This is a genomic window from Streptomyces sp. NBC_00285, assembly GCF_036174265.1.
In the GTDB taxonomy this organism is placed as follows: domain Bacteria; phylum Actinomycetota; class Actinomycetes; order Streptomycetales; family Streptomycetaceae; genus Streptomyces.
Genome location: NZ_CP108055.1, coordinates 8,369,840 through 8,396,502 on the forward strand (window position 1 = coordinate 8,369,840; position 26,663 = coordinate 8,396,502).

Genomic DNA, 26,663 nt, shown 5'->3' on the forward strand with positions numbered 1-26,663 from the left:
ACAAGCGCCCTACGTGCCCGACGGCACCCACGCCCGCTCACCGGCGCTGTTCGTGCCGTACCAGAGACGGGTCAGGCCCTTGATGCTGGTCGTGCGGAACGGGCGGCCGTGGTCGTCGATGCGGACCGTGCCGGTGCGGCCCTGGGAGGACCAGTCGAGTTCGAGGTACCAGCTGCAGTCGTAGGTCTGCGTCGTCGCGGAGACCAGCAGCACCTCCGGGTCCGTGGCGGAGACCCGGTAGGGGAACTCCACCGCGGGGATGGTCTGTCCGGTGTCGTTGCCCGCGACCGCGTGAGCGATGGGGCGGTCGATGTCCAGGTTCACGTCGAAGCCGCGGGGGGTGAGCCCGCCGCCGCAGCCCTGGTCCATGGCGTACGCGGTACCGGGTGCCGGGGAACTGCGGCCGGTGATCCGGACGCGGAGTGCCTCCAGGACGACGGCCGTGGACGACCGCCCCTGTACGGAGATCTGCACCTTCGTCTCCCGCCCGTGCACCGCGCCCTGCGTCGCCGCCCAGGTCCCGGCGTCCTGCACGAGCGGGGGCGGGGGAACCTGGGAGGGCGGCTTGTCGATGACGTAGTCGTGGCCGCAACCGCCTTCCCAGATCTGGGAGTTCGCGCTCCAGGCCAGCGGAGTGCCGACGGAATTTCCCCGCCCTGCGGCCCCCGGGCTCTCCTTCGAGCTGCCGCGACCGTGGGACGCCGAAGCGGAGGGTCCTGTTCCGGTGGCCTTGGCCGAAGGGGAGGCGGATGTGGCGGAGGGGCTCGGTGACGGCGACCCGGAACGGCCGGGCAGGCCCGCCACGGTCGTCCGGGACGTCGGGTCAGGAGCCTGGGCCACATGGTCCGAGGCGGGACGGCCGGACGGCAGCGCCGACAGACTGCCCAGGGTGGCGAGGGCGACCACCACGACGGCCGCGGTGACGAGGAAACGCCGGCGGCGGAACCAGGGGCGGGGCGGGGGAGCGGACGCCGTCACGCGCACGGTGTCCTGCCCACCCTCACTCTCACCCTTCTGCTCGTCCTCGTCCTTGTTCTCCGAGCCCGGCCCACCGGCTGCCTCCGCGCGCGGCTCTCCCTCTGCCTCGGCCGGCACGACGAGAGCCTCCGACGACTCCGTTGCCTCCGACGGCCCCGTCGGCTCCGCCGTCCGTGGCCGCTGTCTCGCCGCCACCGCCGCGAGCCACAGCCGGTGCAGCTCCATCCGTTCCTCGGCCGACCCCCCGCACAGCGCGGCGAACCGCTCCACCGGCGCGAAGTCCAGCGGCACCGCGTCGCCCGCGCAGTACCGGTGCAGGGTCGAGGTGTTCATGTTCAGCCGCCGCGCCAGCGAACCGTAACTGCGGTCCGTGCGCTCCTTCAGCCGCCGCAGCAGGGCCGCGAACTCCTGGACCTCGTCCTGTGATTCCGGTGCCGACAACGATTTCCCCCTTGATCCCGCATCCCAGGCACTCCCTATACCTGCACGTCAGACGGCCTGGGATGGTTCCATGCCGCTGGATCCCGTGTCCCATGTTGCGTCCGCCCGGCGTGACGGCTGATGCTCTTGGTGTCACACCGACCGGCCCGGACCGACCATCCGGCGCCGTCGCGGCATCCCACACTCATGCACACATCTCACGGGGGACACCCATGCCCAAGCACATCCGAGCAGGCACGCTCACCGTACTCTCTCTCACCAGCGCCGTGCTCGGTGTCACCCTGGCCGTACAGGCGGGTGCCGCCCCGGCCGCCCCCCGTTTTCTCGCCGCCAAGGAACTCCCCCCGCACCCCTCGTCCACCTGGACTGCGGGCAAGGTGACCGACGGGGTCCCGGAGGAACTGCAGCTCTGCCTGCGGGACGCCCTGCCGGGATACGACTCCCGGTACCGCGACTTCCGTACCGACCTGGACACCAGCGCCCGGCAGCTGACGATCGAGGTCGGCACCAAGGCCAAGGCCGCGGCCCTCGCCGCCCGGATGAACAGGGAGATCCGCAGCTGCGCGGACCGCCTCGAACAGTCCGACCCGGAGGTCGAGGCCACGTACAAGGACTACGGCAAGGTCGCGGTCGAGGAGGGCGCCCATGTACACGGTCTGCACACGGAGACCTCGTACGGCGCCACCGATGTCAGCCTCCTCTCCGTCGGCCGGGACGACCGGACCGTCACCGTCGTGGACTGGTCGCAGCTGGGCGACTTCACCGGCGTCCCGGTGAAGGCCTTCAAGCACACGACCGTCACCGCGGTGAACAAGCTCCACTGAGGACCGGGGCCGCCCTCCCGCACGGGGGTCGGGCGGGCGGCCCCACACGGACCGGCTCACCGGCCCAAGCACCAGGACCATCCGCACCACTCAAGAAGTACCTGCGTCCGGGAAGACCGGAAAGAAAACGGGGAACACTGATGAACACCACCAAGGCGATCCGCCGCACCGCCCTTGCCGCCGGCCTCGCTCTGGCCCTCGGACTCGGCGTCACCGCCCAGGCCTCCGCCGGCGCACCGCGCAGCGTCAGCGGAAAGCCGTCCGACAACATCACCCGCATCGCCGACTTCTACGGCACCTACATCGACGCGGTGACCGACGAGGGCAGCGGCGGACTCCAGGACGCGCTCCGCGCGCAGTACCTCACGCCCGGCTTCCAGAAGGAACTCGACGCCTGGGAGGCCAAGGAGCACGCCGACGGCGTCCTGCGTGCCCAGAACGTCCCCCTCGCCTGGAAGGTCACCGACAACGGCACCGCCAAGTACACCGAGGCGGTCGTCACCCTCACCTGGAGCGCCGGACAGACCAGCACCGTGGTCGTCGACATGACCCGTAGCACCCACAAGATCGTCCACATCGGCACCAAGGGCATCAACACCAAGGCCGTCGCGGGTAAGTGACGGCGGATTCCGGCCAGTTTGCCGAGCCGCGGGACACCGGATCCGAGGGTGTCCCGCGGCGCCGTACCAACTGCCGCACCTCTTCGCCCCGTACGGCCGGATCAGCAGGGTGGAGTCGGCAGTACGGCCCATGCCCGCCGGTCAGGGTGTCCCGGACCCGCGCGGGTGCCGAGCTCCGCGGCAGCGCGGGGCCGCCCGCCGCCTCCGGGCACCGATGAACCGGCTCACCCCCGCCCGGCCGTGGCGGGGGTGTCGGCCGTTGCAGGGTCACCCGAGACGTCGTACGGCAGACCCCGCACCCCGGCCCCGGGGACCCGGCGCCCCTGGAGCGGGGCTGACCACCGCATGGGCGCCCCGGTCCCGCCAACTGGCCCCCCTCTCGGGACCACCCCGTCGACCAGGGGTTCTCCCGTACCGCCCCGGCCGGTGACGGGCTCGCGTGCGGTGGGCGGCGGGCGGGTCACCGGCACCGGCCCGCCGGGCGCATGCCCCACGGACGGGACCCGCGGCGCGAGCAGCGCGTACCGGGCGGCCCGCAGGACCTGCCACGGGGTGCCGTTCCGCCGGAACCGGCGTGGGGGGAACGGCGGTTCGCAGGGCGCGGTACGGACCCCGAACCACGGCCGCAGGCATGGCCGAACACCTGGTCGTCGACGACTCGACATGACTGCCGCATGAACTACGGGGCATGGATCCCCGTGAACGTGTTCGAGCAGGAGGGGAACCCACATCGGCACGCGGGCGGGGGTCATGAAGAGGCAGGCACGAGGAGGCGGTCCCACAGCAGGAGGGGCCTTCTCGGCGGAGACAGTGGAAGTGAGGGCCGACAGCGCCTCGGAGCAGGCGAGGTCGCCTCAGCTCCGGCGCACACTGGAGCGGGCGGACCTGGGGGCCGTACCGGAGACACGCAGGGCTCTGCGCGAGTTGCTACGGCAGTGGGGAAGGCCGGGGCGATCGGAGATAGCGGAACTGCTCACCAGCGAACTCGTCACCAACGCGCTCGTGCACACCGATCACGAGGCGGTCGTCACTGCCACAGTTGGGCCCCGGGCGCTGCGGGTGGAGGTACGTGACTTCGTCGCCCGCCTGCCCCGGATGCGCGGGCCCAGCGCCGACGACGGACACGGCCGGGGCCTGGTCCTGGTGCAGTCCCTCGCGGACGCCTGGGGTGTCCAGGCGCACGGCGTGGGCAAGGCCGTCTGGTTCGAACTCGACGCCGGAGCGGCGTGAACCACGGGAAGGGGGCGTGACCGCGTCGGTCACGCCCCCTTCCCGTGGTGCTCCGGCCTTTCGGCCTCAGCCGAACTGCTGCTCAAGGTCCTTCAGCTTGCGCTCAAGGGAGTCGAGACGCGGCAGCGCCATTGTGTCGTCCTCCGAAGTGAGGTCGACCGAGTGCGAATCGGCCCCGTGTCGCACGGGCTGCAGAGAGGGCCGCTGACGTACCGGCAGCGGGTCCGGGGCGGGTATGGAAGGCTCCGTCGAGGCCCGCTCCAGCGCCGCCTGCGGCTGCTCCAACTGGCGCCCGCCCCGGCCGACGAAACCGCGGTGACCGCGGCTGATGGCCTTGAGCTGCGCCCGCTCCACCCGCTGCTGCTCGCGACGCCGCAGGCGCGTCGTCTCCTTCTGGCGCTGGTCCTCGCGGACCTCGTCGACCGCCTCGTCGAGGCTGCGGACGTTCTCCAGAAGCATCAGCGACCAGGCCTTGTACGTCTCACGCGGCGCCCTCAGCCAACGCACCACGCGGATCTGCGGCAGCGGCCGCGGTACCAGACCCTGCTCGCGCAGCGCGGCGCGGCGGGTCTGCTTCAGCGCGCGGTCGAACAGGACGGCCGCGGACATGGACATGCCGGAGAAGAACTGCGGCGCGCCGTCGTGGCCGAAACCCCTGGGCGCGTGCACCCAGTTGAACCAGGCCGCCGCACCCGCGAACGTCCACACCAGTATCCGGGAGCCGAGCGCCGCGTCACCGTGGCTGGCCTCGCGCACCGCGAGCACGGAGCAGAACATCGCCGCTCCGTCCAGGCCGAACGGCACCAGGTATTCCCAGCCGTTGGTCAGGCCGAGGTTCTGCTGGCCGAAGCCGACCAGTCCGTGGAAGGAGAGCGCGGCAGCCACCGCCGCACAGCAGAAGAGGAGGACATAGGAGGCGGTGCCGTATATGGCTTCCTTGCGCCTGCGGCGCTCCTCGGTCCGCTCCCACGAGTCGTCTTTCGCGTGCTCCCCGCCGGACCGCTTGCTCCGCGCGAGCACCGCCACCGCCGCCAGCATGCCCAGGAGCAGTACGGCGCCCGGAAGCAACCAGTTAAGCGATATGTCGGTCAGTCTCATCTGGGGTCCCTTGCATTGGGATAGGGCGTAACGCCCGCCATAGTGGCCCACTCCCACCGGCCCTCAGGGGGTTTCGGGGCAAGAGGCCGCCAAGGAAGTGCAAGGGAGTTGCCCAGGGCAGCGTATTGCTCGAACTGCCGCTTGAGGGGCGGGAGTTGAGTTCGAATAAGACTACCCGTACGGGTGGTTCAACGGAAAGTTCCTGCGAGAAGTGAGGAAGTTGTGAATTGCCTGTAACCGAACGGGCGTCCCACTCGGCGTTGATCTTACGGGACGGGGAACCTGTACCCGCGCGGGGGTCCCTCTGAGGGGGCCTCAACTCGCAGCGGCCGCCGTGAGCTTGGCGATCCGGGCCGTGTCGCAGGTGCGCGGGCAGGTGGTGCAGGCGTCGTCCGGGTCCAGCGTGTAGTACATGCAACAGCTCACCCGGTCCCGGGTGGACAGGGGTGCGCCGTCCGGGCCGCTCAGTGCGCGGAAGCCGGGTGAGCCGACGTACGGCTTGGTCGTCCCGGGCGTCCCGGGCAGGAGGAGCTCCAGGGCGTGCTCGGCCCGGCGCTTCTCGTGCTCGCCGAGAAGTCCGGCGACGTACCAGACGCCCTCGACCATCTCGTCGGTCACCATGCCCCACAGTGCCCTGCCGCGGCGGCGCATGCGCGGGCCGAACGCGGCGAGGAGCGGCTCCATGTGTGCGGCTGCCGCCTCCCTCAGTTCGGCGCGCAGGGCCTCCTCGTCCCGGACCGTGCAAGCGCCGGGAAGGGCCGCCGCCGGGTCGTCCGGGAGGCAGGCGAACGGGCCCGGGTGGACCGCGAGGGCCATCCGGCCTTGGGTGCGGTCGTACGAGACGTGTGTCACGGGATAGCGGGGGACCCTGCGGTGCAGGAACCAGGGTGCCGTGAAGAGGAGGCAGGCCGGCCAGGCGTAGCGGTGCAGCCCGAAGCCGGCGGTCACGTCCGGGCGGGCCTTCTTGCCGTTGTCCCGGATTATCTGCTCGTCGTCCCAGGCGAGGAAGGCGTCCAGGGCCTCGCCGCCCTCGGCGAGAGCCGCGGCGGTGACCCAGCCGTCGGTGCTCGGCAGGGGAGTGTCCGCCGGCACCTCCGTGACCGTCAGTTCCGGCAGGGCCGCGGTCACGCGCGCGTACGCGTCCGTGACGGCCGAACGGGGGGCGAGCAGCGGTACGGGCATGCGGGGCCACCGTTTCGCAGTCGTCGTCGCGAGCGCGCAGGGGCGCCCTTCAGAGGTAAGGCTTACCTTACCCGACCTCGTGGGGATTTGAACTGAGGCCTTCTGCGCCTAAGGTGCTTGACGGGTGAGTAACAACCCGCAGTAATGACCCCAAGTACCGACACGTCCGGAGGAGGACCCATGGATCAGGCTGTGGGAGCGGCTCGGGTGCCGCCGCAGCTGCGGGCCTCCGACGTGGCCCGGGCCCGGCCCGAGGCGGGATCCGGTGTCCGGGGCGAGCACACGCACAGCGAGGTCCCGATTCCGCGGCCCGTCGTGCAGCGTGCCTCCGTGCGGGGGCAGATCGTCGACGCTCTGCGTACGGCCCTGGTGGCGGGGGAGCTGCGGCCCGGCGAGGTGTACTCGGCGCCCGCGCTGGGTGAGCGCTTCGGGGTCTCGGCCACTCCGGTGCGGGAGGCCATGCAGCAGCTCGCGTTGGAGGGGGCCGTGGAGGTCGTCCCCAACCGCGGCTTCCGGGTGGTCGAGCGGGGAGCTCGTGAACTGGCCGAGCTGGCGGAGATTCGGGCACTGATCGAAGTGCCGGTGATGCTGCGGCTGGCGCGGAGCGTGGCCGTCGAACGCTGGGCGGAACTGCGGCCGTTGGCGGACGCCACGGTGCGGGCGGCGTCGTCCGGATGCCCGGCGACGTACGCCGAGTCCGATCGGGCGTTCCACCGGGCGCTGCTGCTGCCGTCGGGGAACGAGCAGCTGGTCCGGATCACGGCGGACCTGCACCGACGCTCGCAGTGGCCGTTGGTCGGCAGCCCCGCGTCGCGGGGCCGGGCGGACCTTGTCGCGGACGCGGCGCAACACGCGGCGCTGCTGGACGCGTTGATCGCGCGGGACCTGGATGCGGTGCGGGGTCTGGTGGGCGGGCACTTCACCAGCGCGTGATGCCTGCGGCGGGCCGGCGAGTCGGTCCGGGTTCGGGTTCGGCCGGGGCGGCGCACCGCGTGATCGGGCCCTGCTGAGGGATCTCAGCGGCCCCACGACGCCCGGCAGACCCGGTGCGGGACTGCCGGACGGGTGATCGCGTGCCGTTCCCGACGGCCGGCGCCGGTGCGGCGAGCGTGCCGGTCTGATGTCGCCGACCGGGCGGGACCTCGTAGCGGGTTGACCCGCCGCCCCGCTCACCGCCGCCCGCGCCGGACACCGCCGGCCCCACCTCGAAGGCGGACGGCGCTACTTTCGGGGCCGGCCCACAGAGCGCCGTCGGCTCACGCGCTGGCCGCCGGCGGGGCCAACTGGCGTGCCAGCCAGGTGGGTACACCCCCGAGCAGCCGGTGCAGCCGCCTCGCCTCCTCGCGCAGCCGGGACGCCTCCGGCTCCACCTCGGCGTCCGCCAGGGAGGCGAGCGCCGGTGCCGTTCCCACCAGGTATCCCAACTCCTCCCGGATCCTGAGCGATTCGGCGAATCCGTGTCGCGCCTCGGCCAACTCCCCGTCCCGCAGGGCCAGTCCGGCGAGATGGCGCCAGGTGCAGGAGAGGAGCAGGGGGTCGGAGTTGGCGGTGGCGCCGGCGTGTGCGCGGCGGTAGGCCGCGCGGGCCGACTGGGGCGAGTGGGCCAGGTTCTCGGCCAGCAGACCCCGGCGGAAGTCCAGCAGCGCCCTGTCCTCGGCCCCCGGGGGGATCAGCGCCGCCGCGCGGCCCAGCGCGGCTCTCGCCTCGTCGGCGCGGTCACGGACGCCGTGAAGTGTCGCCGTGTACGCAAGGTGCCCCCGTTCACAAGCGGCGGCCCCCCGCTCCTCGTCGCTGTGGGCGAGGGCCTCGGCGGTGCGCAGCGCGTCCTCCGCCTCCGGCCAGCCCTGCTCGGTGTACAGACAGCGCTCCACCAGCAGCGCGGTGCGCTGCAGGGCCGCCGCCGCGGTGACCGGCTGGAGCAGGGCTGCCGCGTCGGCCCAGCAGGCCCGGGACCGCAGCCGCCATACCGCGGTCTGGAGTGGATCGTCGCCGGCGGTCGTTCCGTTACCAGACATGGCGGAATCCGCCACATTGCCCTCCCCGAGCGCGCCATCGAGCTTTGAGTGGTGGCGGCATCTCAGCACGAAACGCGGGGCCCGGCCAAGGGGGTGGGTGAAGGAATTCACAAAGTCGCGGGGATCGGGGGCCCCGCGGTGGTCAGCTCATCCTCAGTGCCAGGAAGAAATCCAGCTTGTCCTCAAGGCGTGAGAGATCACGGCTCGTCAACTGCTCGATGCGGCCGACCCGGTAGCGCAGCGTGTTGACGTGCAGGTGGAGACGGGTGGCGCAGCGCGTCCAGGAGCCGTCGCAGTCGAGGAAGGCCTCCAGGGTGGGGATCAGCTCGGCCCGGTGACGGCGGTCGTAGTCGCGCAGGGGGTCAAGGAGACGGGCCGTGAAGGCCCGGCGGACGTCGTCGGGCACGAACGGCAGCAGCAGGACGTGCGACGCCAGTTCCTGGTGGCCTGCCGCGCAGACACCGCCCGGGCGGGCCGCCGCCACCCTGCGGGCGTGGCGGGCCTCCTCCAGGGCGCCTCTGAGGCCCTCCGCGGAGTGCACCGTCGCGCTGACTCCGAGGGTGACCCTGCCGTCGCCGTCCAGGCCCGCGGAGAGCGGGTCCCGGACCGACTCCAGGAGGGCCTCGGCCAGGATGCCCGCCTCCGAGCCGTCGTGCTCGGCCGAGACCGCAGGGAGGGGCACCAGGGCGATCGCCTCGTCCCCGGTGTGGGCCACGGCGATGCGGTCGGAGGGTTCGGGGCCGGCCGCGAGGGGGTCCACCAGGATCTCCTCCAGGAGCGACTGGGCCACCGGACCGCACTCCAGGCCGCCGTCCTGCCATTCGACCTTCGCCACGACCACCTGCCAGTGCGGGGCCGCCCCGAGGCCGGGCAGGAGCACCGGGGCCGCCACCCGGAGGCGGGCGGCGATCTCGGCGGGGGCGGCTCCGCTCTGGACCAGCTCCAGGACCTCCTGGGCCAGCCTGCGCCGGACCGTGCGGGCCGCGTCCCTGCGGTCGCGCTCCACCGCGATCAGCTGGGTGACGCCCTGGAGGAGGTCCAGACGGCCCTCCGGCCAGTCACCGGCGTCCGCCTCGACCGCCAGCAGCCAGTCCGAGAGCACGGTTTCGCGCACGTCCCGCGCGGCCCCCGTGGAGCGGCCGGGAGGGCGGACCGGGAAGAGGGAGTACGTCGACGGGCCCAGCGTGACCCGGTGGGGGCCGCGCCGGCCGGTGCGGGCGGCTGCCAGGTGTTCCGCCGCGAGCTTCCCGCAGATGTCGGCCGGCAGGCCCGGACCCGCCACCTTCGGACCCGCGATCAGGCGCCCGACGGGGGACAGGACCCAGGCGCGCAGGTCCAGGTCCGAGCCCAGGAGGTCAAGGACCACGTCGGGGCCGCCGCCCGCCGGACCCGACGTCATCATGCGGCGATGCCGGTCCACCACCGCCGCGAGGTCGCCCGCGCGCTCGCCCGAGACCTGCCGTACGACATGCTCGGTGATCGTCGCGAACGCCACCGACTCGTGCACCGCGAAGAGCGGGAGGTGGTGGCGTTCGCAGGCGGCGACCAGGTCGTCCGGGACGTTGCCCAGTTCCGCCTCGCCGGCCGCCAGCGCGACCACCCCGGCCTGTACGAGCAGTCGTACGAAAGGCTCCGAGTCGGCGGCGTCGCGGCGCCAGGCGAGGCCCGTCAGGACCAGCTCCCCGCCCGCGAGGTAGCGGCTCGGGTCGCGCAGGTCCGTGGTCATCACACCGCGCACGGTGCGGTCCAGCTCGTCCTCGCCGCCGAGCAGCCGCAGGCCCAGCGCGTCGGTGTCCAGCAGTGCGCGCAGCCGCATTCTCGTCGCCGCCGTTCTCTGTCTCGAAATCTACGATGGGGAGGGGGACCGGTGGGCTGGGGAGCGGCTTCTGCCGCCTTCCGGCTGTGTCCCAGGTCACGTGGGCCGTGTCGCACGTTTCCTCAGGAAGACGTGGAGGTTACTGAGGACCTCTGTTCATACGAATCTACAAGATGAGGGCCGCGACCAGCCAACTCCTTCATGGTTTCCGTGACTGACCCGGTCGGAGTACGGCGCTGTGTACTGGCTTCACTCCACGTAAACAGCACATGAACGAGCCGGGGGCGCCGCACACGATCTGGCTCGATCCGTACGACCACGAGACGTAGAAGAGAGCCGGTCATGGACTTCCTTCGCCCCGCCAGCTGGGAGGAGGCGCTCGCCGCAAAGGCCGAGCACCCCACCGCTGTGCCCATCGCGGGCGGCACCGACGTGATGGTCGAGATCAACTTCGACCACCGGCGGCCCGAGTACCTGCTCGACCTGAACCGCGTCACCGACCTCACCGAGTGGGAGGTCGGCGAGGACTCCGTGCGGCTCGGCGCCTCCGTGCCGTACACCCACATCATGGAGAACCTGCGCGGTGAGCTGCCGGGCCTGGCCCTCGCCTCGCACACCGTGGCCTCCCCGCAGATCCGCAACCGTGGCGGCGTCGGCGGCAACCTCGGCACCGCCTCCCCGGCCGGTGACGCCCACCCCGCCCTGCTCGCGGCGGGCGCCGAGGTCGAGGTGGAGTCGGTTCGGGGGTCACGTCTCATCCCGATCGACGCGTTCTACACCGGCGTGAAGCGCAACGCGCTGGCCGCCGACGAGCTCATCCGGGCCGTTCACGTGAAGAAGGCCGACGGGCCCCAGCAGTACTCCAAGGTAGGCACCCGCAACGCGATGGTGATCGCCGTGTGCGCCTTCGGGCTCGCGCTGCACCCCAGGACGCGGACCGTACGGACCGGGATCGGTTCCGCCGCTCCCACCCCCGTCCGGGCCAAGGCCGCCGAGGAGTTCCTGAACGCCGCTCTGGAAGAGGGCGGGTTCTGGGACAACGGAAGGATCATCACCCCGTCGGTCGCCAAGCAGTTCGCGGACCTGTGCGCCGCCTCCTGCAACCCGATCGACGACGTCCGGGGCACGGCGAGCTACCGCCGCCACGCGGTCGGCATCATGGCCCGCCGCACGCTGACCTGGACCTGGGAGTCGTACCGCGGCACCGCCGCCCGCTCGGAGGGAGTCGCCTGATGCGCGTCAATTTCACGGTCAACGGACGTCCGCAGGAAGCGGACGACGTGTGGGAGGGCGAGTCCCTGCTGTACGTGCTGCGGGAGCGGCTCGGGCTGCCGGGCTCGAAGAACGCCTGCGAGCAGGGCGAGTGCGGCTCGTGCACCGTACGGCTCGACGGGGTCCCGGTGTGTTCGTGCCTCGTCGCCGCCGGCCAGGTCGAGGGGCGCGAGGTGGTCACCGTCGAGGGGCTCGCGGACCACGCCAAGCAGCGTGCGTGCGGGCACGAGGCGCCCGAGGGGCAGGACTCGCAGACCGGCGAGGGCACCGAGCTCGCTCCGATCCAGCAGGCGTTCATCGACGCCGGCGCGATCCAGTGCGGCTTCTGCACACCGGGGCTGCTGGTCGCCGCCGACGAGATGCTGGAGCGCACCCCGAACCCGAGCGACGCGGACATCCGCGAGGCGCTGTCGGGCAACCTGTGCCGCTGCACGGGCTACGAGAAGATCATGGACGCGGTCCGCCTGGCGGCCGCCCGGCAAGCGCAGGGGGTCTGACCATGGCTGCCAACGGCGCTCCCACCAAGATCACCCAGAGTTCGACGACCAAGGGCGGCATCGGCGAGTCCACGCTCCGCCCGGACGGCACCCTCAAGGTCACCGGCGAGTTCGCGTACTCGTCCGACATGTGGCACGAGGACATGCTGTGGGGGCAGATCCTCCGCTCGACCGTCGCGCACGCCGAGATCGTGTCGATCGACACGAGTGAGGCCCTCGCCCTGCCGGGCGTGTACGCCGTCATGACCTACGACGACCTGCCCACCGAGGTGAAGAACTACGGCCTGGAGATCCAGGACACCCCGGTCCTCGCCCACGGCAGGGTCCGCCACCACGGTGAGCCGGTCGCCATCGTCGCCGCCGACCACCCGGAGACCGCCCGCCGCGCGGCCGCCAAGATCAGGGTCGAGTACCGCGAGCTGCCCGTCGTCACCGACGAGGCCTCCGCGACCGCGCCGGACGCCATCCTGATCCACGAGGGCCGCGACGACCACCACGTCGGCCACGTCGCGCACCCGAACATCGTGCACCGCCAGCCGATCGTCCGCGGTGACGCCGAAGGAGCCGCCGAACGCGCCGACTTCGTCGTCAGGGGCGAGTACACCTTCGGCATGCAGGACCAGGCCTTCCTCGGCCCCGAGTCGGGTCTCGCCGTACCGGACGAGGACGGCGGCGTCCACCTCTACATCGCCACCCAGTGGCTGCACAGCGACCTCCGCCAGATCGCGCCCGTCCTCGGCCTGCCCGAACGCAAGGTGCGCATGACGCTGTCCGGCGTCGGCGGGGCCTTCGGCGGCCGCGAGGACCTGTCGATGCAGATCCACGCCTGTCTGCTCGCGCTGCGCACCGGCAAGCCCGTCAAGATCGTCTACAACCGGTTCGAGTCGTTCTTCGGGCACGTCCACCGGCACCCGGCCAAGCTCACCTACGAGCACGGCGCCACGCGTGAGGGGAAGCTGACCCACGTCAAGTGCCGGATCGTCCTCGACGGCGGCGCCTACGCCTCGGCCTCCCCGGCCGTGGTCGGCAACGCCGCCTCGCTGGCGATCGGCCCCTACGTGGTCGACGACGTCGACATCGAGGCCATCGCCCTCTACACCAACAACCCGCCCTGCGGCGCGATGCGCGGCTTCGGCGCGGTCCAGGCGTGCTTCGCCTACGAGGCGCAGATGGACAAGCTGGCCGACGCGGTGGGCCTGGACCGGGTCGAGTTCCGGCAGCTGAACGCCATGGAACAGGGCACGATCATGCCGACCGGCCAGCCCGTCGACTCCCCGGCCCCGGTCGCCGAACTCCTGCGCCGCGTCAAGGCGATGCCGCTTCCTCCGGAGCAGCAGTGGCTCGCGGCCGGCGAGGCGGCCGACGTACGGCAGCTGCCGGGCGGTCTGTCCAACACCACCCACGGCGAAGGCGTCGTACGCGGTGTCGGCTACGCGGTCGGCATCAAGAACGTCGGCTTCTCCGAGGGGTTCGACGACTACTCCACCGCGCGCGTCCGTATGGAGGTCATCGCGGGCGAGCCCGTGGCGACCGTGCACACGGCCATGGCGGAGGTCGGACAGGGCGGGGTCACCGTCCACGCGCAGATCGCCCGCACCGAACTCGGCGTCACCCAGGTGACCATCCAACCGGCCGACACCCGGGTCGGCTCGGCGGGTTCGACCTCGGCCTCACGTCAGACGTACGTCACCGGCGGCGCCGTCAAGAACTCCTGCGAGCTCGTCCGGGAGAAGGTGCTGGAGCTCGGGCGCCGCAAGTTCGGCTCCTACCACCCCGCCTGGGCCACCGCCGAACTGCTCCTGGAGGGCGGCAAGGTCGTCACCGACGGCGGTGAGGTCCTCGCGGACCTGGTCGACGTGCTGGAGGAGGAGTCCGTGGAGGTCGAGGCCGAGTGGCGGCACCGGCCGACCGAGGCCTTCGACCTGCGCACCGGGCAGGGCTTCGGACACGTCCAGTACTCCTTCGCAGCCCACCGCGCCGTTGTCGAGGTCGACACCGAGCTCGGCCTGGTCAAGGTCATCGAGCTGGCCTGTGCGCAGGACGTCGGCAAGGCGCTCAACCCGCTGTCCGTCGTGGGCCAGATCCAGGGCGGCACTGTCCAGGGGTTGGGGGTGGCGGTGATGGAGGAGATCATCGTCGACCCCGTGACGGCCAAGGTCAGGAACCCGTCCTTCACGGACTACCTGATCCCCACCATCCTCGACACGCCGACCATCCCCGTCGACGTGCTCGAACTCGCGGACGACCACGCGCCGTACGGCCTGCGTGGCATCGGCGAGGCACCCACCCTGTCCTCGACCCCGGCCGTACTCGCGGCGATCCGCAACGCGACGGGGCTGGAGCTCAACAGGACGCCGGTACGCCCGGAACACCTCACCGGCACGGCGTAGCACCGCTCTCCGGGCGGCACCGGGAACGTCACACCTCGCCGCGCCGCCCGGAGTACCCAGTTCGTTCGTCTCGGGCCGTCCCCCGGGTCGTGCGGCCGAAGCACCTTCCCAAATCCCGTGGCCGCCGAGTCGGCCGGTACGGGAGTCCCTGTGAACCTTGGGAGTAGGCCCACATGACCCAGCAGCAACTGGAGCCGACGGCGGCCGCCGTCGACGCGGGTGAAGGAACCCGTGTCCCGGCCGGCAGGTCCTGGCTCGACCGCTACTTTCACATATCCCGGCGAGGCTCCACCGTCGCCCGTGAAGTGCGCGGCGGCGTCACCACTTTCATGGCGATGGCGTACATCCTCCTGCTCAACCCCCTGATCCTGTCCGGCAAGGACGTGGCGGGGGACACGCTCGGACAGCAGGCCCTCATCACCGCGACCGCGTTCGCGGCGGCCCTCACCACGCTGTTGATGGGCTTCTTCGGCAAGGTGCCGCTGGCGCTCGCCGCCGGCCTCTCCGTCTCCGGAGTCCTGTCCTCGCAGGTCGTACCCGTGATGACATGGCCGCAGGCCATGGGCATGTGCGTGATGTACGGCGTGGTCATCATGCTGCTGGTCGTCACCGGCCTGCGCGAGATGATCATGAACGCGATCCCGCTGGCCCTCAAACACGCGATCACCATGGGCATCGGCCTGTTCGTCGCCCTGATCGGCTTCTACAAGGCCGGCTTCGTCCACCAGGGCAAGGCCACCCCGGTGACCCTCGGTCCGACGGGTGAACTCGCGGGCTGGCCCGTCCTGTTGTTCGCCGTCACCCTCCTCGCGATCTTCATGCTCCAGGCGCGCGGAGTCCCCGGCGCCATCCTGATCGGCATCCTCGGCGGGACCGTACTCGCCGTGCTGCTCAACGCGGTCGGGGCCGTCGCTCCGGGGCAGTGGGCGAGCGGTGCCCCCGCACTGCACGGCAGCGCGGTCTCCATGCCGGACTTCTCGATCCTCGGGCATGTCGAGTTCGGCGGCTGGGGCGAGGTCGGCGCGATGACGGTCGGCATGATCGTGTTCACGCTGGTCCTCGCCGGGTTCTTCGACGCCATGGCCACCATCATCGGCGTCGGCACCGAGGCGAAGCTCGCCGACGAGCAGGGCCGGATGCCGGGCCTGTCCAAGGCGCTGTTCATCGACGGCGCCGGCGGTGCCATCGGCGGCGTGGCCGGTGCCTCCGGCCAGACCGTGTTCGTCGAGTCGGCCACGGGCGTGGGCGAGGGAGCCCGTACGGGCCTGTCCTCCGTCGTCACCGGCCTGTTCTTCGCGGCCTGTCTCTTCTTCACCCCGCTCACGGCGATCGTGCCGGGCGAGGTCGCGGCCGCCGCCCTGGTGGTGATCGGCGCCATGATGATGACGAACGCCCGCCACGTCGACTGGGCCGACCGCGCCACCGCGGTCCCGGTCTTCCTCACCGTCGTGATCATGCCGTTCACCTACTCGATCACCGCGGGCGTCGCCGCCGGGGTGATCTCGTACGTCGCCGTCAAGGTCGCCCAGGGCAAGGCGCGGGAGATCGGGGCGTTCATGTGGGGCCTGACGGTGATCTTCCTCCTCTACTACGCCCTCAACCCCGTCGAGAGCTGGCTGGGCGTCCACTAGCCGACCCGACCGCCCCGTACGCAACCGCTGTCAAGGAGACCGAGAGATGCTGGACATCGCCGAAGAACTGCACCGGTGGGTCGAGCAGGGACGTGACTTCGCCGTGGCCACCGTGGTGGCCGTCGGCGGCAGCGCGCCCCGCCGGCCGGGCGCCGCCCTCGCGGTGGACGCCGACGGCACGGCGATCGGCTCGGTCTCCGGCGGTTGCGTCGAGGGCGCGGTGTACGAACTGTGCCTGCAGGCACTGCAGGACGGTGAGCCGGTCCTCGAACGCTTCGGCTACAGCGACGAGGACGCCTTCGCCGTCGGCCTGACCTGCGGCGGTGTCATCGACATCCTCGTCACCCCGGTCCGGGTGGGCGACCCCGTCCGCACGGTGGTCACGGCAGCGCTTGAAGCCGCCGCACGCGGGCAGGCGGCGGCCCTGGCACGGATCGTCTCCGGCCCGCGGGGCATCGTCGGCCGCGCCCTCGTCGTACGGCCCGACGGTTCCTACGACGGCGGCTTCGGCGCGCATCCCGAACTGGACCGCACGGTCGCCGCGGAGGCCGGCGCCTTCCTTGACGCGGGCCGCACCGGCACCCTGGAGATCGGCGAACAGGGCTCACGCTGCGGAGCCCCGCTCACCGTGCTCGTCGAGTCCTCCGTCCCCCCGCCCCGCATGATCGTCTTCGGCGCGATCGACTTCGCCTCGGCACTGGTACGGATCGGGAAGTTCCTCGGCTACCGGGTGACCCTGTGTGACGCCCGCCCCGTCTTCGCGACGACGGCACGCTTTCCCGAGGCCGACGAGATCGTCGTCGAGTGGCCGCACACCTACCTGGAACGCACGCAGACCGACGCCCGGACCGTCCTGTGCGTCCTCACCCACGACGCCAAGTTCGACGTACCCCTGCTGCGGCTGGCTCTCCGACTCCCCGTCGCCTACGTCGGCGCCATGGGCTCCCGCCGCACCCACCTCGACCGCAACGAGCGCCTGCGCGAAGTCGGCGTGACGGAGCTGGAGTTGGCCCGGCTGCGGTCACCCATCGGCCTTGACCTCGGGGCCCGTACGCCCGAGGAGACGGCCCTGTCCATCGCCGCGGAGATCGTCGCCGCCCGGCGCGGCGGCAGCGGCGTCCCGCTGACCGGGGCGCACACCCCGATCCATCACGATGCGACGTCGGTACCGCCCCGGCGGATCGGCTCGGTGGCCTGAGCGGTCACCGGGGGCTGGTCCGGCCACGTGAACGCGTAGCCCGGGTCACCGCCCCGGCTCAGCCGGACGAAGCGGAGCAGTTCGCGCACGATGCCCGCGTTGCCCTGCGCCCAGCCGGTGTTCGGTTCCAGGTCGCTGGGGGTGGCCCGGTGCTCGACGTTGGACCAGCGGGCGCCGCCGCTGTCCCGGACCGCGCGGGCGGCGAGGTCGGCGACGAGGACCCGTGCGAAGTCGTACGCCTCCTGCCCTTCGGCGATCCGGTCGCAGGCCAGGGCCAGCACACTCGCCGTGCCGCAGCAGCGGCCGTTGTTGTCCCAGAACCCGGGGCGCAGGCGCTGCGGGATCCCGGAGTGCAGGAGCGTGTGCCAGCAGCGGTCGCCGAGGGCGGCCCAGGCGGGGTCGCCGTGGGTGTCGCGCAGCAGTCGGAAGAGCTGGGCGTCGCCGGCCGGGCCGTGGCACCAGCCGTAGCTGATCGGCTCGATCAGGTCCGGACGGAACTGCGGGGTCGAGTGCGGGACCAGGAACCCGTCCGGTCCGCCCTCGTCCCGGGCCACCACGTCCGCGACGCCGGCCAGTGCGAGCTCGACCAGGTCGGCACGGCCGGTGGCGTGGCCGATCCGGGCCAGCGCGTACGCGATACCGAGCACGCCGTGGGACATGTGGTGGAAGCGGGCCTCGACGCCCGGGCGGTGCGGCCAGGTGACGCCCGTCGCAGTCTTCTCCGCCGTGCGCAGATAGGGCTCCACCGCGAGGACGGCGAACTCGGTGTCGCCGGCGGCCAGGGCGGCCAGCCCGATCCCGCCGTTGCCGCCCATCAGCTCGAACAGCTCGCCCCAGCGCTCCCCGTCGAAGCGCGCACGGACGAGCGCCAGCGCACGGTCGGCCGCCGTACGGGGGGCGGGGTCGCCGAGTTCGTCGTCGAGCGCCCGCAGGGTGAAAGCCAGACCGGTGCGGCCGAAGTACAGGGAGTCGTCCTCGCAGTCGTCGACCGCGGCTGCCACGCTGCGGCCCGCCCGGAGCGCCGTGTCGGCGTATGCGTCGTCGTCGAAGTGCCGCCATGCCTCCAGGAAAACGGGAATGATCCCCGCCGTGCCGCTGTAGAGGGTCGGGTCGAGTGCGCTGTCCGAGCGGACGGTCGGCCAGGCGAGTCCTTCGCCCGCTGTCTCCCGCGCGGCGCCCGACAGCCACCGCAGCCCGTCCACCGCGAGCTCCTCGACCTCGTCCACCTGTACCTTCGTACTGTCAACTGCCGTCATGACGCCTACTGTTGCATGCCGTTCCGGGCGCTCACGCCCCTCGCAGCAGTCGGTTCAGCGCCCGGCCGAACACGGAGCGGGCCGTCGCCCGCAGGACGGGATTGAACAGGCCCGGGAGGAAACGGATCCGGAGTTGCTCGCGCCAGACCACGCGGGCCCGGCCACCGGGACCCGGGTGCACCTCCAGTTCGGCCCAACCCCGCACCACCCGGCCCCGCTTCTCCAGCCGGCACAGACCGGAGACGCCCTCCGCCGGAGGACGCCACACGGTGACCTCCATGGGGTCGTCGAAGGTGAGCGGGCCCACCCCGGAACGGGCGACGACGAGCGTGCCCTCGGCCGTCGGACCGGGCGGCACGACGGTGACGCGCGTCAGGGGAACGACCTCGCCGTGGCGGGGCCACTCGGTGAGGCGGCGCCAGGCCTCGTCCTGGGAGAGCGGGGCCGTGCGTTCGAGGAGGAAGGTGACCACGGGCCGATCTTAGGGAATCCGGCCTGTTCAGCGGGGATTTCATAGGTGCCTCACATACATGGCGCAGCGGGGCATGGGCGTGGCGACGTACCCCGATCGACCGCGCTCTCCGCGACGGGACCGGCGGCTCTGCCCTCGCGACGTCTTCCGAACCCGCTCACCGGTACGGCACGATGAGCGCCACCGCATCGCCGGCTGCAGGGGGACGTCTCGTGGACAGCGAACCGCACGGCAGACTCGACGCGTTGCAGAGCGACCCGTACCCGCACTACGCGCGGGCCCGGGACACCGAAGGCCTGGCACACATCGCCGAACTCGACGCCTGGCTGGTCGCCCGGGACGCCGACGTACGCGAAGTGCTGCGTCGCCCCGAGGACTTCTCGTCGGCGAACGCCCTCGTGCCCGACGTGCTGCCGTCACCGGCCGCACTGGCCGTCCTCGGCGGCGGGTTCGGCGGACGTCCGGTCGTCGTCACCTCCGACGGGGACCTGCACCAGCGGCTGCGCGCGCCGATCGTGCGCGGACTCTCGCCGTCGAGGGTCACCGCCGTCCTGCCGCACGCCGCCGAGCGTGCCGCCGCCCTCGTCGACGGGTTCGTGAAGGACGGCCGGGTCGAGCTGATGTCGGCGTACGCCCGGAAACTGCCCGGTGACGTCATCGGGCGGATCGTCGGCCTCGACCCCGCCGACGTCCCGGCCGTCGTGCACGGCGGGCACCGCGCCGAGGAACTGCTGTTCCGCCCGCTGGAGGAGGACGAGCAGATCGCCGCCGCCGAGGACGTGGTGGCGATGCAGCACATCCTCGACCGGTACGCGCGCGAGCGGCACGCCGAGCCGCGCGAGGACCTGTGCACGGAACTCGTCGCCTCCCTCACGACACCGGGCGAACTCACCCTCGATCACCGGCACGAACTCGTCGCCCACCTCCAGAACCTGCTGATCGCCGGGCACCTGACCACCACCGCGCTCATCGGCACGACCGTCCTGCACCTGCTGCGGCACCCGGACCAGTGGCAGTTGCTGTGCGCCGAGCCCGAGCGGATCCCCGCCGCCGTCGAGGAGGCCGCCCGCTACGACAGCGCACTGCAGGGCTTCCGCCGGGTCACCACTCGTCCTGTCACCCTGGCCGGCACCGAACTGCCCGCCGGGCAGGCGGTGTTCGTGGCCTTCGGGAGCGCCAACCGGGACGGGGCCCGCCATCCGCGCCCCGACGCGTTCGACATCACCCGCCCACCCGGCCGCCACCTCGCCTTCGGTGTCGGCGCGCACAGCTGCCCCGGCTCGCAACTGGCCCGCGAACAACTCAGGATCACCCTCCAGGAGCTGACCGGCCGGCTGCCGGGGCTCCGGCTCGCCGACGGACCGCCCGCCGCCATGCGGCCGACGATGATCCACCGCTCGCCCTACCGCCTCGACCTGACCTGGTAGGACGCGTTCCCGCCGCATGGGCCGGCCGGTGGTTCAGCCTTCCGTCCACCGGCACACCAGCCGGAACGACGCGAACAGGGTCAGCGGCCAGACCGCCGAGAAGGCCCAGATCACCGGCGGCCGCGAAGTGACGATCCCGGTCACCAGCAAGGTGATCGACACCGTGAGCAGGAAGCCCACGGTCAGGATGTGCGGCCGGTAGTGCGTGACCCGGGACAGGTCGGGCCGTCGGCGCAACCGCAGTGTCCGCAGCCGGCGGTCCAGCCGGCGGTCGCGGCGCAGGGCGCGCTCCACCTCGTCGAGAATGCGCTGCTCGTGATCGGGGAGTCGCCCTGTGGCCACTGTCGCTCCTCGCGGATCCGGAGAGTCCTTCTCCGGGTGCCCGCGGAGGAGAGCGTCAAGCGTGCGGTGCGTCACCGCGGATCACTGCGCGTGGACGATCACGCCCTCCTTGTCCGGTCCTGTGCCCGAAGTCCACGCGTACGGCGGGTGGTTGCGGTGCCCGTCCCTGACGGCACGGGCACCGCGGTGACACGCGGGCCGGTCAGTTCTCGCCGAGGAGCTTCTTCATCTCGGTGATCTCGGCGTTCTGCGAGGTGACGATGGAACCGGCCATGCCGGTGGCGGGCTTGTAGGCGCCCTTGTCCTGCTCGGCCGTGGCCATCTTCACGGCACCCTCGTGGTGCTCGACCATCATGGTCAGGAACATGGAGTCGAAGTCGGCACCGGAGGCCTTCCCCAGCTTGTCCATGTCGGCGCCGTCCATCATCCCGGCCATCCCGGAGTGCGAGGAGTGATCCATCCCGGGCATCGCCGAGGGGACGTCCTCGCCCCAGGTCTTCAGCCAGCCGGTCATGGTCCTGATCTCCGGCCCCTGGGCCTTCTCGACGCGCGCCGCGAGGTCCTTGACCTTGCCGGACGAGGCCCGGCCGTCGGCGAGTTCGGCCATCTCCACGGCCTGCTGGTGGTGCGGGATCATGCCCTGCGCGAAGGAGACGTCCTGGGCGTTGTGGGACTCGGCACTGCCGCCGGCGTCGGTGCTGCTGTCGCTGCTGCCGCCCCCGCAGGCGGCGAGTGCGAACACGGCGGTCACGGAAAGGGCGGCGAATCGGGTGGTGCGCATACGGGAACTCCTGTGGTGCGAAACGGATCCGGACGTGGCGAAGCACGCCGTGTCTAGATCCGCAGGAGCTGGAGTTCCGCGAGGGAGGGCGGCGCCCGGGCACCGTCCTGGGACATGACGGCCTCCGGGCACAGGGCGTCGTCCCGTACGGCCGTGGCGGTGGGGTCGGGAACCAGCGCGGGCAGTTCGGGCCCACCGCTCACCGCGCCCGACGTACAGGTCTGATCGGCGTGGTGGAGGTGTCCGGACCCGCAACCGTCATGGCAGGGCTCGTCGATACCGACGGCGACGGTCGCCATGTGCGCGGGGCCGCCGCTCTCGTGGCCCTGCAGCCCGCCCCCGGGCGCCAGCCCGTGCATGGCCAGCAGCCCGACGAGCAGCCCGAGCACGAGCAGCGCCCGCCGGATGGGCGGGCGTGCGCGAAGCTGCTTCAGGCCGGTCATCGAACTCATCCTAGGGGGAGCCCCACAGCCGTTACGTACGGCTGTGGGGCTCCCCCTGTTCAGAGGCCCCGTCGGCTCAGGTCGCCGTCGCCTCAGCCGCCGCCTTCCCCGCCTGGCGCCCGGAGAACAGGCATCCGCCCAGGAACGTCCCCTCCAGCGACCGGTACCCGTGCATCCCGCCGCCTCCGAACCCGGCGACCTCCCCGGCGGCGTAGAGCCCGGGCACGGGGGACCCGTCGGGCCCCAGCACCCGGCCGGAGAGGTCGGTCTGGAGGCCGCCGAGCGTCTTGCGGGTGAGGACGTTGAGACGTACGGCGATCAGCGGACCGGCGGAGGAGTCGAGGATCCGGTGGATGGGCGCCGTACGGCTGAGGGAGTCGCCGGTGTAGTTGAGGGCGTTGCGGATGCCCATGACCTGGGCGTCCTTGGTGTACGAGTTCGCGATCTCCCGGTCGCGGGCCTCGATCTGGCGCTTGAGCTCGTCGAGGACGATCAGGTTGTCGCCGGTGAGCTTGTTCATGCCGGCGACGAGCTCGGTGAGGGTGGTGGCGACGACGAAGTCCGCACCCTTGTTCTTGAACTTCTCGATCGGCTCCGGCGTCTGCCAGATACGGGTGAGCAGCTGCCAGACGTTCTTGTCGGTGAGGTCCGGGTTCTGCTCGGAGCCGGAGAGCGCGAACTCCTTGGCGATGATCTTCTGGGTGGTGACGAACCAGGAGTAGTCGTGCCCGGATTCGGTGATCGTCTTCAGGGTGTGCAGGGTGTCGTACCCGGGGATGTCGGGGGCGTTGAACCGCTTGCCCTCCGCGTCGAACCACATCGAGGACGGGCCGGGCAGGATGCGGATGCCGTGGTTCGGCCAGATCGGGTCGTAGTTCCTGAGGCCCTCGGTGTAGTGCCACATGCGGTCCGGGTTGACGATCCGGCCGCCCGCGTCCTCGGTGATGGCGAGCATCCGGCCGTCGACGTGCGCGGGGACGCCGGTGACCATGAACTTCGGCGGGGTGCCCATCCGGGCGGGCCAGTTCCGGCGGACGAGGTCGTGGTTGGCGCCGATGCCGCCGGAGGTGACCACGACGACCGGGGCACGCAGCTCGAAGTCGCCGACGACCGTCCGGGAGCTGGGCTTGCCGCGGGCGGCGTCGCTCGGCTCCAGGACCGCCCCGCGCACGCCGGTGACGACGCCTCCGGTGGTGACGATCTCGTCCACGCGGTGCCGGAACCTGAAGGTCACCTTCTTGTCGGCGACGGCGGCCCGCACCTTCTTCTCGAACGGTTCGACCACGGCCGGGCCGGTGCCCCAGGTGACGTGGAAGCGGGGCACCGAGTTGCCGTGGCCGGTCGCGAGGCCGCCACCGCGCTCGGCCCAGCCGACGATCGGGAACCACTGCACACCGAGCCCGGCGAGCCAGGACCGCTTCTCGCCGGAGGCGAACTCCACATAGGCCTGGGCCCACTTGGCGGCCCAGTAGTCCTGTCCGGCGGGGTCGTCGACGCCCCGGTCGAAGCCGGCCGTGCCCTGCCAGTCCTGCCAGGCCAGGTCGTAGGTGTCCTTGACGCCCATCAGGCGCTGTTCGTCGGAGTTGACGAAGAACAGGCCGCCGAAGGACCAGAAGGCCTGGCCGCCGAGGCTCGCCTCCGGCTCCTGGTCCAGGAGCAGCACCTTGCGCCCCGCGGCGGCGAGTTCGGCGGTCGCCACCAGTCCGGCGAGCCCGTGGCCCACGACGATGGCGTCCGCGTCCTGGGACTCGGCGCCGAAGGCAGGGAAGGCGCTCTGCACGAGGGCGGCGCCGGCCAGCACCCCGCCGGCCACGGTCAGGGTCTGGCGGCGGGTGACGCCGACGGGGGACACAGGAGTGGTCATGGAGCACCTCCGGGGCAGGTGACACGGGAAAGTTCAAGAGGGGGTAAAGACTGTTGTCGCGCCAACTGCGCTGTTACCGTCGGTATCCAGAAGGAAATCAGCACGTCACACCGGAGCGGTAGTGGCCGGGAGTCAAAGCGGAGCCCCTCGCGTTGTGGCCCGCCGACAGTCCCGGGAGGGGAGTCCATGACCGTGGTCCACGGCCCCGAGCCGGTCGTCGGCGTCCTGCTGGACATGGCCTCCGACACCGACGTCTGCGGCGAACTCGTGCGCGCCGCCCGCACCCGTTCCCCCGAACTGGCCCGGATCGGCGAGGCCGAGACCCGCTCGCACGTCACCGCGCTGATCCGGGCGGCCGGACCATGGCTCACCGCCCTCGGCCGCGCCGACGCCGTCGACGAACAGGACTTCGGCGCCGCCCTGTTGCTGGGCGCCGACCGTGCCGTCCAGGGTGTCGCCGTGACCGACGTGCTGCGGGGAGTGCAGGCGGCGCTCACCCGCGCGGTCGAGATCGCCCTGGACCGCTGCCGCGTCGCCGGGGTGCCCGACGCCGTACTGCTCTCGGTCGTGCTGCGGATGAAGGAGTACGGCGACGCAGTCGGACGGCATGTCGTCAACGGCTACCGGGCTGCCGAACAGGAGGCACCCCGGGAGGCGGGCGCGGTCCGTGGGCGACTGCTGCGGCTTCTCCTGGTCGACGGGGTCGCCCCGCCCACAGAGGAGTTGGGGCGGGCGGGGATCCGGTCGAACCCGGACGGACTGCACCACTGCTTCGCCGCCACCGCGGCCCACCCGCACGCCCTGCCCGTCTCCGCCCTCCTCGGCGGTCATGTGGCCGGAGTCGCCCCGAGCCCGCCGGACCCCGGAGAACTCTCGCCCGGCGCCCTGGTCGTGGTGGCCCCGGCCGCTCCGGCGGCGGAACTTCGGGCCCTGTACCGGCTGTGCGCCCGGGCCGTCGACCTGGGCCGCGCCCAGGGGCGGACCGGACTGTACGACCTCACCGAACTCGCCGCCGAACTCGCCCTCGCCGAACAACCCCTCCTGGGCGCGCACTTGAGCCGACACCTGCTGGGCGCCCTGGACCCGGCCGACGACTTCCACCGCCAACTCGCGCTCACCGCAAGGACGTTCCTGGACCACGGACGCCGACTCGATCAGACGGCGGCGGCCCTGTTCACCCACCCGAACACCGTCCGCTACCGCCTCGGCCGACTCCAGCAGATCACCGGCGACCAGCTGGGGGAGGGGAGTCCGGGACCGCTGCACACCCTGACGTATTGGTGGGCCCTCACCACCTGGCTGCACGGGGAGCCCTGACGGCTCCGTCGCCGCCGGCGTCGAAAACGGTGCACCTCGCGCCGTCGTCGGCGTACGTTCTCCGGGAGCCCGTCGAGGGGCGACGGGCCGGGAAGGACCGTGTGGACACCGACCGCCGAGTCAGGGCGCAGCGTTTCGCCGACCTGCACCGGGAGGGCTGCTTCCTGCTCCCCAACGCATGGGACGTGGGCAGCGCCCGGATCCTCGAGGCGGCCGGATTCCCGGCCGTGGCGACGACCAGCGCGGGTGTCGCCTTCTCCCTCGGGCGGCCCGACCACGACTTCTTCGCCGAACAGCCGCCCGAGGACCGCGTCGACCGGGCGACCATGCTGGGCCGGGTCCGTGAGATCGCGGGCGGGATCGCCGTACCGCTGAGCGCGGACCTGGAGGACGGATACGGCGAGTCGCCCGAGACGGTGGCCGCCACCATCGCGATGACGCTCGCCGCCGGAGCCGCGGGCGGCAACATCGAGGACTTCACCGGTGACCGCGCCCGGCCGCTGTACGACGAGAAACTCTCCGTCGACCGCATCCGCGCCGCCCGCGAGACCCTGGCGGCCGACGGCGAGCCCTTCGTCCTCGTGGGCCGCACCGACGTGCTCCTGGTCGGTGGCGCGCTCGACGAGGCCGTACGGCGGGCCAACGCCTACCTGGACGCCGGCGCCGACTGCGCGTTCGTCCCCGGCGCCGCCGATGCCGCGACCATCGGCACGCTGGTCCGCGAGATCGACGGCCCGCTCAACGTGGTGATGGGCCTCACCGGCAACGCGCTCTCCCTCGACGACCTGCGCGGACTCGGCGTACGACGGGTCACGGTCGGCGGCAGCATCGCCCGCGCGATGTACCGCCATCTGCTCGACGCGGCACGGGAGCTGGCCGACCGCGGCACGTTCTCCTACGCCGCCGGCCAGCTCTCCCAGACCGAGCTCAACGACCTGTTCCGGCAGGGCTAGAGGGCGGCGCCAGACAGCTCGGCGCCTCGGGGGCGTCCTCGGCGTGCCGGGTCAGCGCGCAGACCGTCCGCAGGGCGACCTTCCACCCGCCGTCCTGGAGTACGGCCGCCCCCGGGCCGCCGGTCCTCAGCCGGTGCCCGTCGCGCGTGAGGCCGTAGGCCACGTCGGCGTGCAGGTCCGAGGTGTACGACACGGAGGTCACCTCGGCGCGCAGCTTGCTGCCGATCGGGTCGCGGAAGAGGTTGTCGACCATCAGGGCGTTCTCGTCGCCGTCCTCGACGACGTCGGTGCGTTCGTCCAGGGAGGACCCGGGGGCGAAGAGGACCGTCCACGCCTTCCGGATGTCCTGTTCGGCCTGGGCCGGATCCGGGGGCGCGGTGACGGTCGGTGTCGGGGAGACGGAGAGCGACGGGGAGACCCCGGGCGTGGCCGGGCCAGGGGATCCGGTGGCGGAGGGCCGGGCCGTCCGGGAGGCGGTGTCGTCACCACCGCCTCCACCGGCGTCGCAGGCTCCGGTCAGGACGAGGGCGGCGACGGCGAGCGTCACCGCCCAGGCCCCTTGCCGTGCAGGGGAGTTCGCACAGGTCATGGCACTCCAACTCCGGGTTCGCCGTGT

General features: G+C 72.0%; 24 protein-coding genes. 12 read left to right on the forward strand and 12 right to left on the reverse strand.

All coding sequences use genetic code 11. The features are described from left to right. Positions 1-9: 9 nt before the first annotated feature. Positions 10-1,419, reverse strand: a complete 1,410-nt coding sequence (locus tag OHT57_RS38390; RefSeq protein WP_328751390.1) for a helix-turn-helix domain-containing protein — start codon at positions 1,417-1,419, stop codon at positions 10-12. 212 nt (positions 1,420-1,631) lie between these two features. On the opposite strand from OHT57_RS38390, the gene OHT57_RS38395 reads away from it, so the two are divergent. The 3 genes from OHT57_RS38395 (at position 1,632) to OHT57_RS38405 (ending at position 4,093) form a co-directional block, all read left to right on the forward strand. Then, positions 1,632-2,243, forward strand: a complete 612-nt coding sequence (locus tag OHT57_RS38395) for a hypothetical protein (RefSeq protein WP_328751392.1) — start codon at positions 1,632-1,634, stop codon at positions 2,241-2,243. A 140-nt stretch (positions 2,244-2,383) separates the two neighbouring features. Then, entirely contained in the window at positions 2,384-2,863 is a 480-nt protein-coding gene (locus OHT57_RS38400; RefSeq protein WP_328751393.1) for a hypothetical protein, read from the forward strand. Between the two features lie 810 nt (positions 2,864-3,673). Beyond that, positions 3,674-4,093: an ATP-binding protein gene (locus OHT57_RS38405; RefSeq protein ID WP_328751394.1), complete on the forward strand. Its 420-nt coding sequence runs from the start codon at positions 3,674-3,676 to the stop codon at positions 4,091-4,093. 66 nt (positions 4,094-4,159) lie between these two features. On the opposite strand, the gene OHT57_RS38410 is transcribed toward OHT57_RS38405, so the two are convergent. Together OHT57_RS38410 and OHT57_RS38415 are read right to left on the reverse strand one after the other, a co-directional pair. Then, positions 4,160-5,191, reverse strand: a complete 1,032-nt coding sequence (locus OHT57_RS38410; protein WP_328751395.1) for a DUF2637 domain-containing protein — start codon at positions 5,189-5,191, stop codon at positions 4,160-4,162. Positions 5,192-5,506: 315 nt separating this feature from the next. Further along, a complete protein-coding gene (locus OHT57_RS38415; RefSeq protein WP_328751396.1) occupies positions 5,507-6,373 on the reverse strand; it encodes a (2Fe-2S)-binding protein in 867 nt (288 codons plus the stop codon). Between the two features lie 144 nt (positions 6,374-6,517). On the opposite strand from OHT57_RS38415, the gene OHT57_RS38420 reads away from it, so the two are divergent. After that, complete coding sequence (locus OHT57_RS38420) at positions 6,518-7,306, forward strand: GntR family transcriptional regulator (protein WP_443053533.1); 789 nt, start codon at positions 6,518-6,520, stop codon at positions 7,304-7,306. 323 nt (positions 7,307-7,629) lie between these two features. Here OHT57_RS38420 and OHT57_RS38425 read toward each other — a convergent pair whose 3' ends face one another. Then, positions 7,630-8,403, reverse strand: coding sequence for a hypothetical protein (locus OHT57_RS38425; protein ID WP_328751398.1), 774 nt, complete (start codon positions 8,401-8,403; stop codon positions 7,630-7,632). A gap of 127 nt (positions 8,404-8,530) precedes the next feature. Further along, positions 8,531-10,204 carry a PucR family transcriptional regulator gene (locus OHT57_RS38430; RefSeq protein WP_328751399.1) on the reverse strand — a complete coding sequence of 558 codons (1,674 nt, stop codon included), beginning with the start codon at positions 10,202-10,204 and terminating at the stop codon, positions 8,531-8,533. 342 nt (positions 10,205-10,546) lie between these two features. On the opposite strand from OHT57_RS38430, the gene OHT57_RS38435 reads away from it, so the two are divergent. From OHT57_RS38435 to OHT57_RS38455, 5 genes are all read left to right on the forward strand, one after another. Beyond that, on the forward strand, positions 10,547-11,437 hold the full coding sequence (locus OHT57_RS38435) for an FAD binding domain-containing protein (protein ID WP_328751400.1): 891 nt from the start codon (positions 10,547-10,549) through the stop codon (positions 11,435-11,437). Beyond that, positions 11,437-11,973 (forward strand): (2Fe-2S)-binding protein, encoded by a 537-nt coding sequence (locus OHT57_RS38440; protein ID WP_328751401.1) that lies wholly within the window; start codon positions 11,437-11,439, stop codon positions 11,971-11,973. The genes OHT57_RS38435 and OHT57_RS38440 overlap by 1 nt, the downstream gene beginning before the upstream one ends. Before the next feature lie 2 nt (positions 11,974-11,975). Beyond that, on the forward strand, positions 11,976-14,363 hold the full coding sequence (locus OHT57_RS38445; RefSeq protein ID WP_328751402.1) for a xanthine dehydrogenase family protein molybdopterin-binding subunit: 2,388 nt from the start codon (positions 11,976-11,978) through the stop codon (positions 14,361-14,363). 173 nt (positions 14,364-14,536) lie between these two features. Further along, positions 14,537-15,994: an NCS2 family permease gene (locus tag OHT57_RS38450; RefSeq protein ID WP_328751403.1), complete on the forward strand. Its 1,458-nt coding sequence runs from the start codon at positions 14,537-14,539 to the stop codon at positions 15,992-15,994. A 46-nt stretch (positions 15,995-16,040) separates the two neighbouring features. Further along, the gene (locus tag OHT57_RS38455) at positions 16,041-17,192 is read left to right on the forward strand and encodes an XdhC/CoxI family protein (RefSeq protein WP_328751404.1); all 1,152 of its coding nucleotides are present in this window, start codon (positions 16,041-16,043) and stop codon (positions 17,190-17,192) included. Here OHT57_RS38455 and OHT57_RS38460 read toward each other — a convergent pair. Together OHT57_RS38460 and OHT57_RS38465 are read right to left on the reverse strand one after the other, a co-directional pair. Next, complete coding sequence (locus tag OHT57_RS38460; protein WP_328751405.1) at positions 17,144-18,448, reverse strand: lanthionine synthetase LanC family protein; 1,305 nt, start codon at positions 18,446-18,448, stop codon at positions 17,144-17,146. The two genes, OHT57_RS38455 and OHT57_RS38460, sit on opposite strands and share 49 nt — an antisense overlap. A 31-nt stretch (positions 18,449-18,479) precedes the next feature. Beyond that, positions 18,480-18,920, reverse strand: coding sequence for an SRPBCC family protein (locus tag OHT57_RS38465; RefSeq protein WP_328751406.1), 441 nt, complete (start codon positions 18,918-18,920; stop codon positions 18,480-18,482). Positions 18,921-19,132: 212 nt separating this feature from the next. Between OHT57_RS38465 and OHT57_RS38470 the strand changes: the two genes are divergently transcribed. After that, positions 19,133-20,347 carry a cytochrome P450 gene (locus OHT57_RS38470; RefSeq protein ID WP_328751407.1) on the forward strand — a complete coding sequence of 405 codons (1,215 nt, stop codon included), beginning with the start codon at positions 19,133-19,135 and terminating at the stop codon, positions 20,345-20,347. A 33-nt stretch (positions 20,348-20,380) separates the two neighbouring features. Here OHT57_RS38470 and OHT57_RS38475 read toward each other — a convergent pair whose 3' ends face one another. From OHT57_RS38475 to OHT57_RS38490, 4 genes are all read right to left on the reverse strand, one after another. Next, positions 20,381-20,689 (reverse strand): DUF3040 domain-containing protein, encoded by a 309-nt coding sequence (locus OHT57_RS38475; RefSeq protein ID WP_328751408.1) that lies wholly within the window; start codon positions 20,687-20,689, stop codon positions 20,381-20,383. Positions 20,690-20,891: 202 nt separating this feature from the next. Then, on the reverse strand, positions 20,892-21,470 hold the full coding sequence (locus OHT57_RS38480; protein WP_328751409.1) for a DUF305 domain-containing protein: 579 nt from the start codon (positions 21,468-21,470) through the stop codon (positions 20,892-20,894). Between the two features lie 53 nt (positions 21,471-21,523). Next, positions 21,524-21,913, reverse strand: a complete 390-nt coding sequence (locus OHT57_RS38485; protein ID WP_328751410.1) for a DUF6153 family protein — start codon at positions 21,911-21,913, stop codon at positions 21,524-21,526. Positions 21,914-21,989: 76 nt separating this feature from the next. Continuing rightward, positions 21,990-23,777, reverse strand: a complete 1,788-nt coding sequence (locus OHT57_RS38490; RefSeq protein ID WP_328751411.1) for an FAD-binding dehydrogenase — start codon at positions 23,775-23,777, stop codon at positions 21,990-21,992. A gap of 186 nt (positions 23,778-23,963) precedes the next feature. On the opposite strand from OHT57_RS38490, the gene OHT57_RS38495 reads away from it, so the two are divergent. Both OHT57_RS38495 and OHT57_RS38500 read left to right on the forward strand, forming a co-directional pair. Continuing rightward, positions 23,964-25,094: a helix-turn-helix domain-containing protein gene (locus OHT57_RS38495; protein ID WP_328751412.1), complete on the forward strand. Its 1,131-nt coding sequence runs from the start codon at positions 23,964-23,966 to the stop codon at positions 25,092-25,094. Positions 25,095-25,195: 101 nt separating this feature from the next. After that, the gene (locus OHT57_RS38500; protein ID WP_328751413.1) at positions 25,196-26,047 is read left to right on the forward strand and encodes an isocitrate lyase/PEP mutase family protein; all 852 of its coding nucleotides are present in this window, start codon (positions 25,196-25,198) and stop codon (positions 26,045-26,047) included. On the opposite strand, the gene OHT57_RS38505 is transcribed toward OHT57_RS38500, so the two are convergent. Continuing rightward, positions 26,022-26,594: a hypothetical protein gene (locus OHT57_RS38505; RefSeq protein WP_328751414.1), complete on the reverse strand. Its 573-nt coding sequence runs from the start codon at positions 26,592-26,594 to the stop codon at positions 26,022-26,024. The two genes, OHT57_RS38500 and OHT57_RS38505, sit on opposite strands and share 26 nt — an antisense overlap. Between the last annotated feature and the right edge of the window lie 69 nt (positions 26,595-26,663).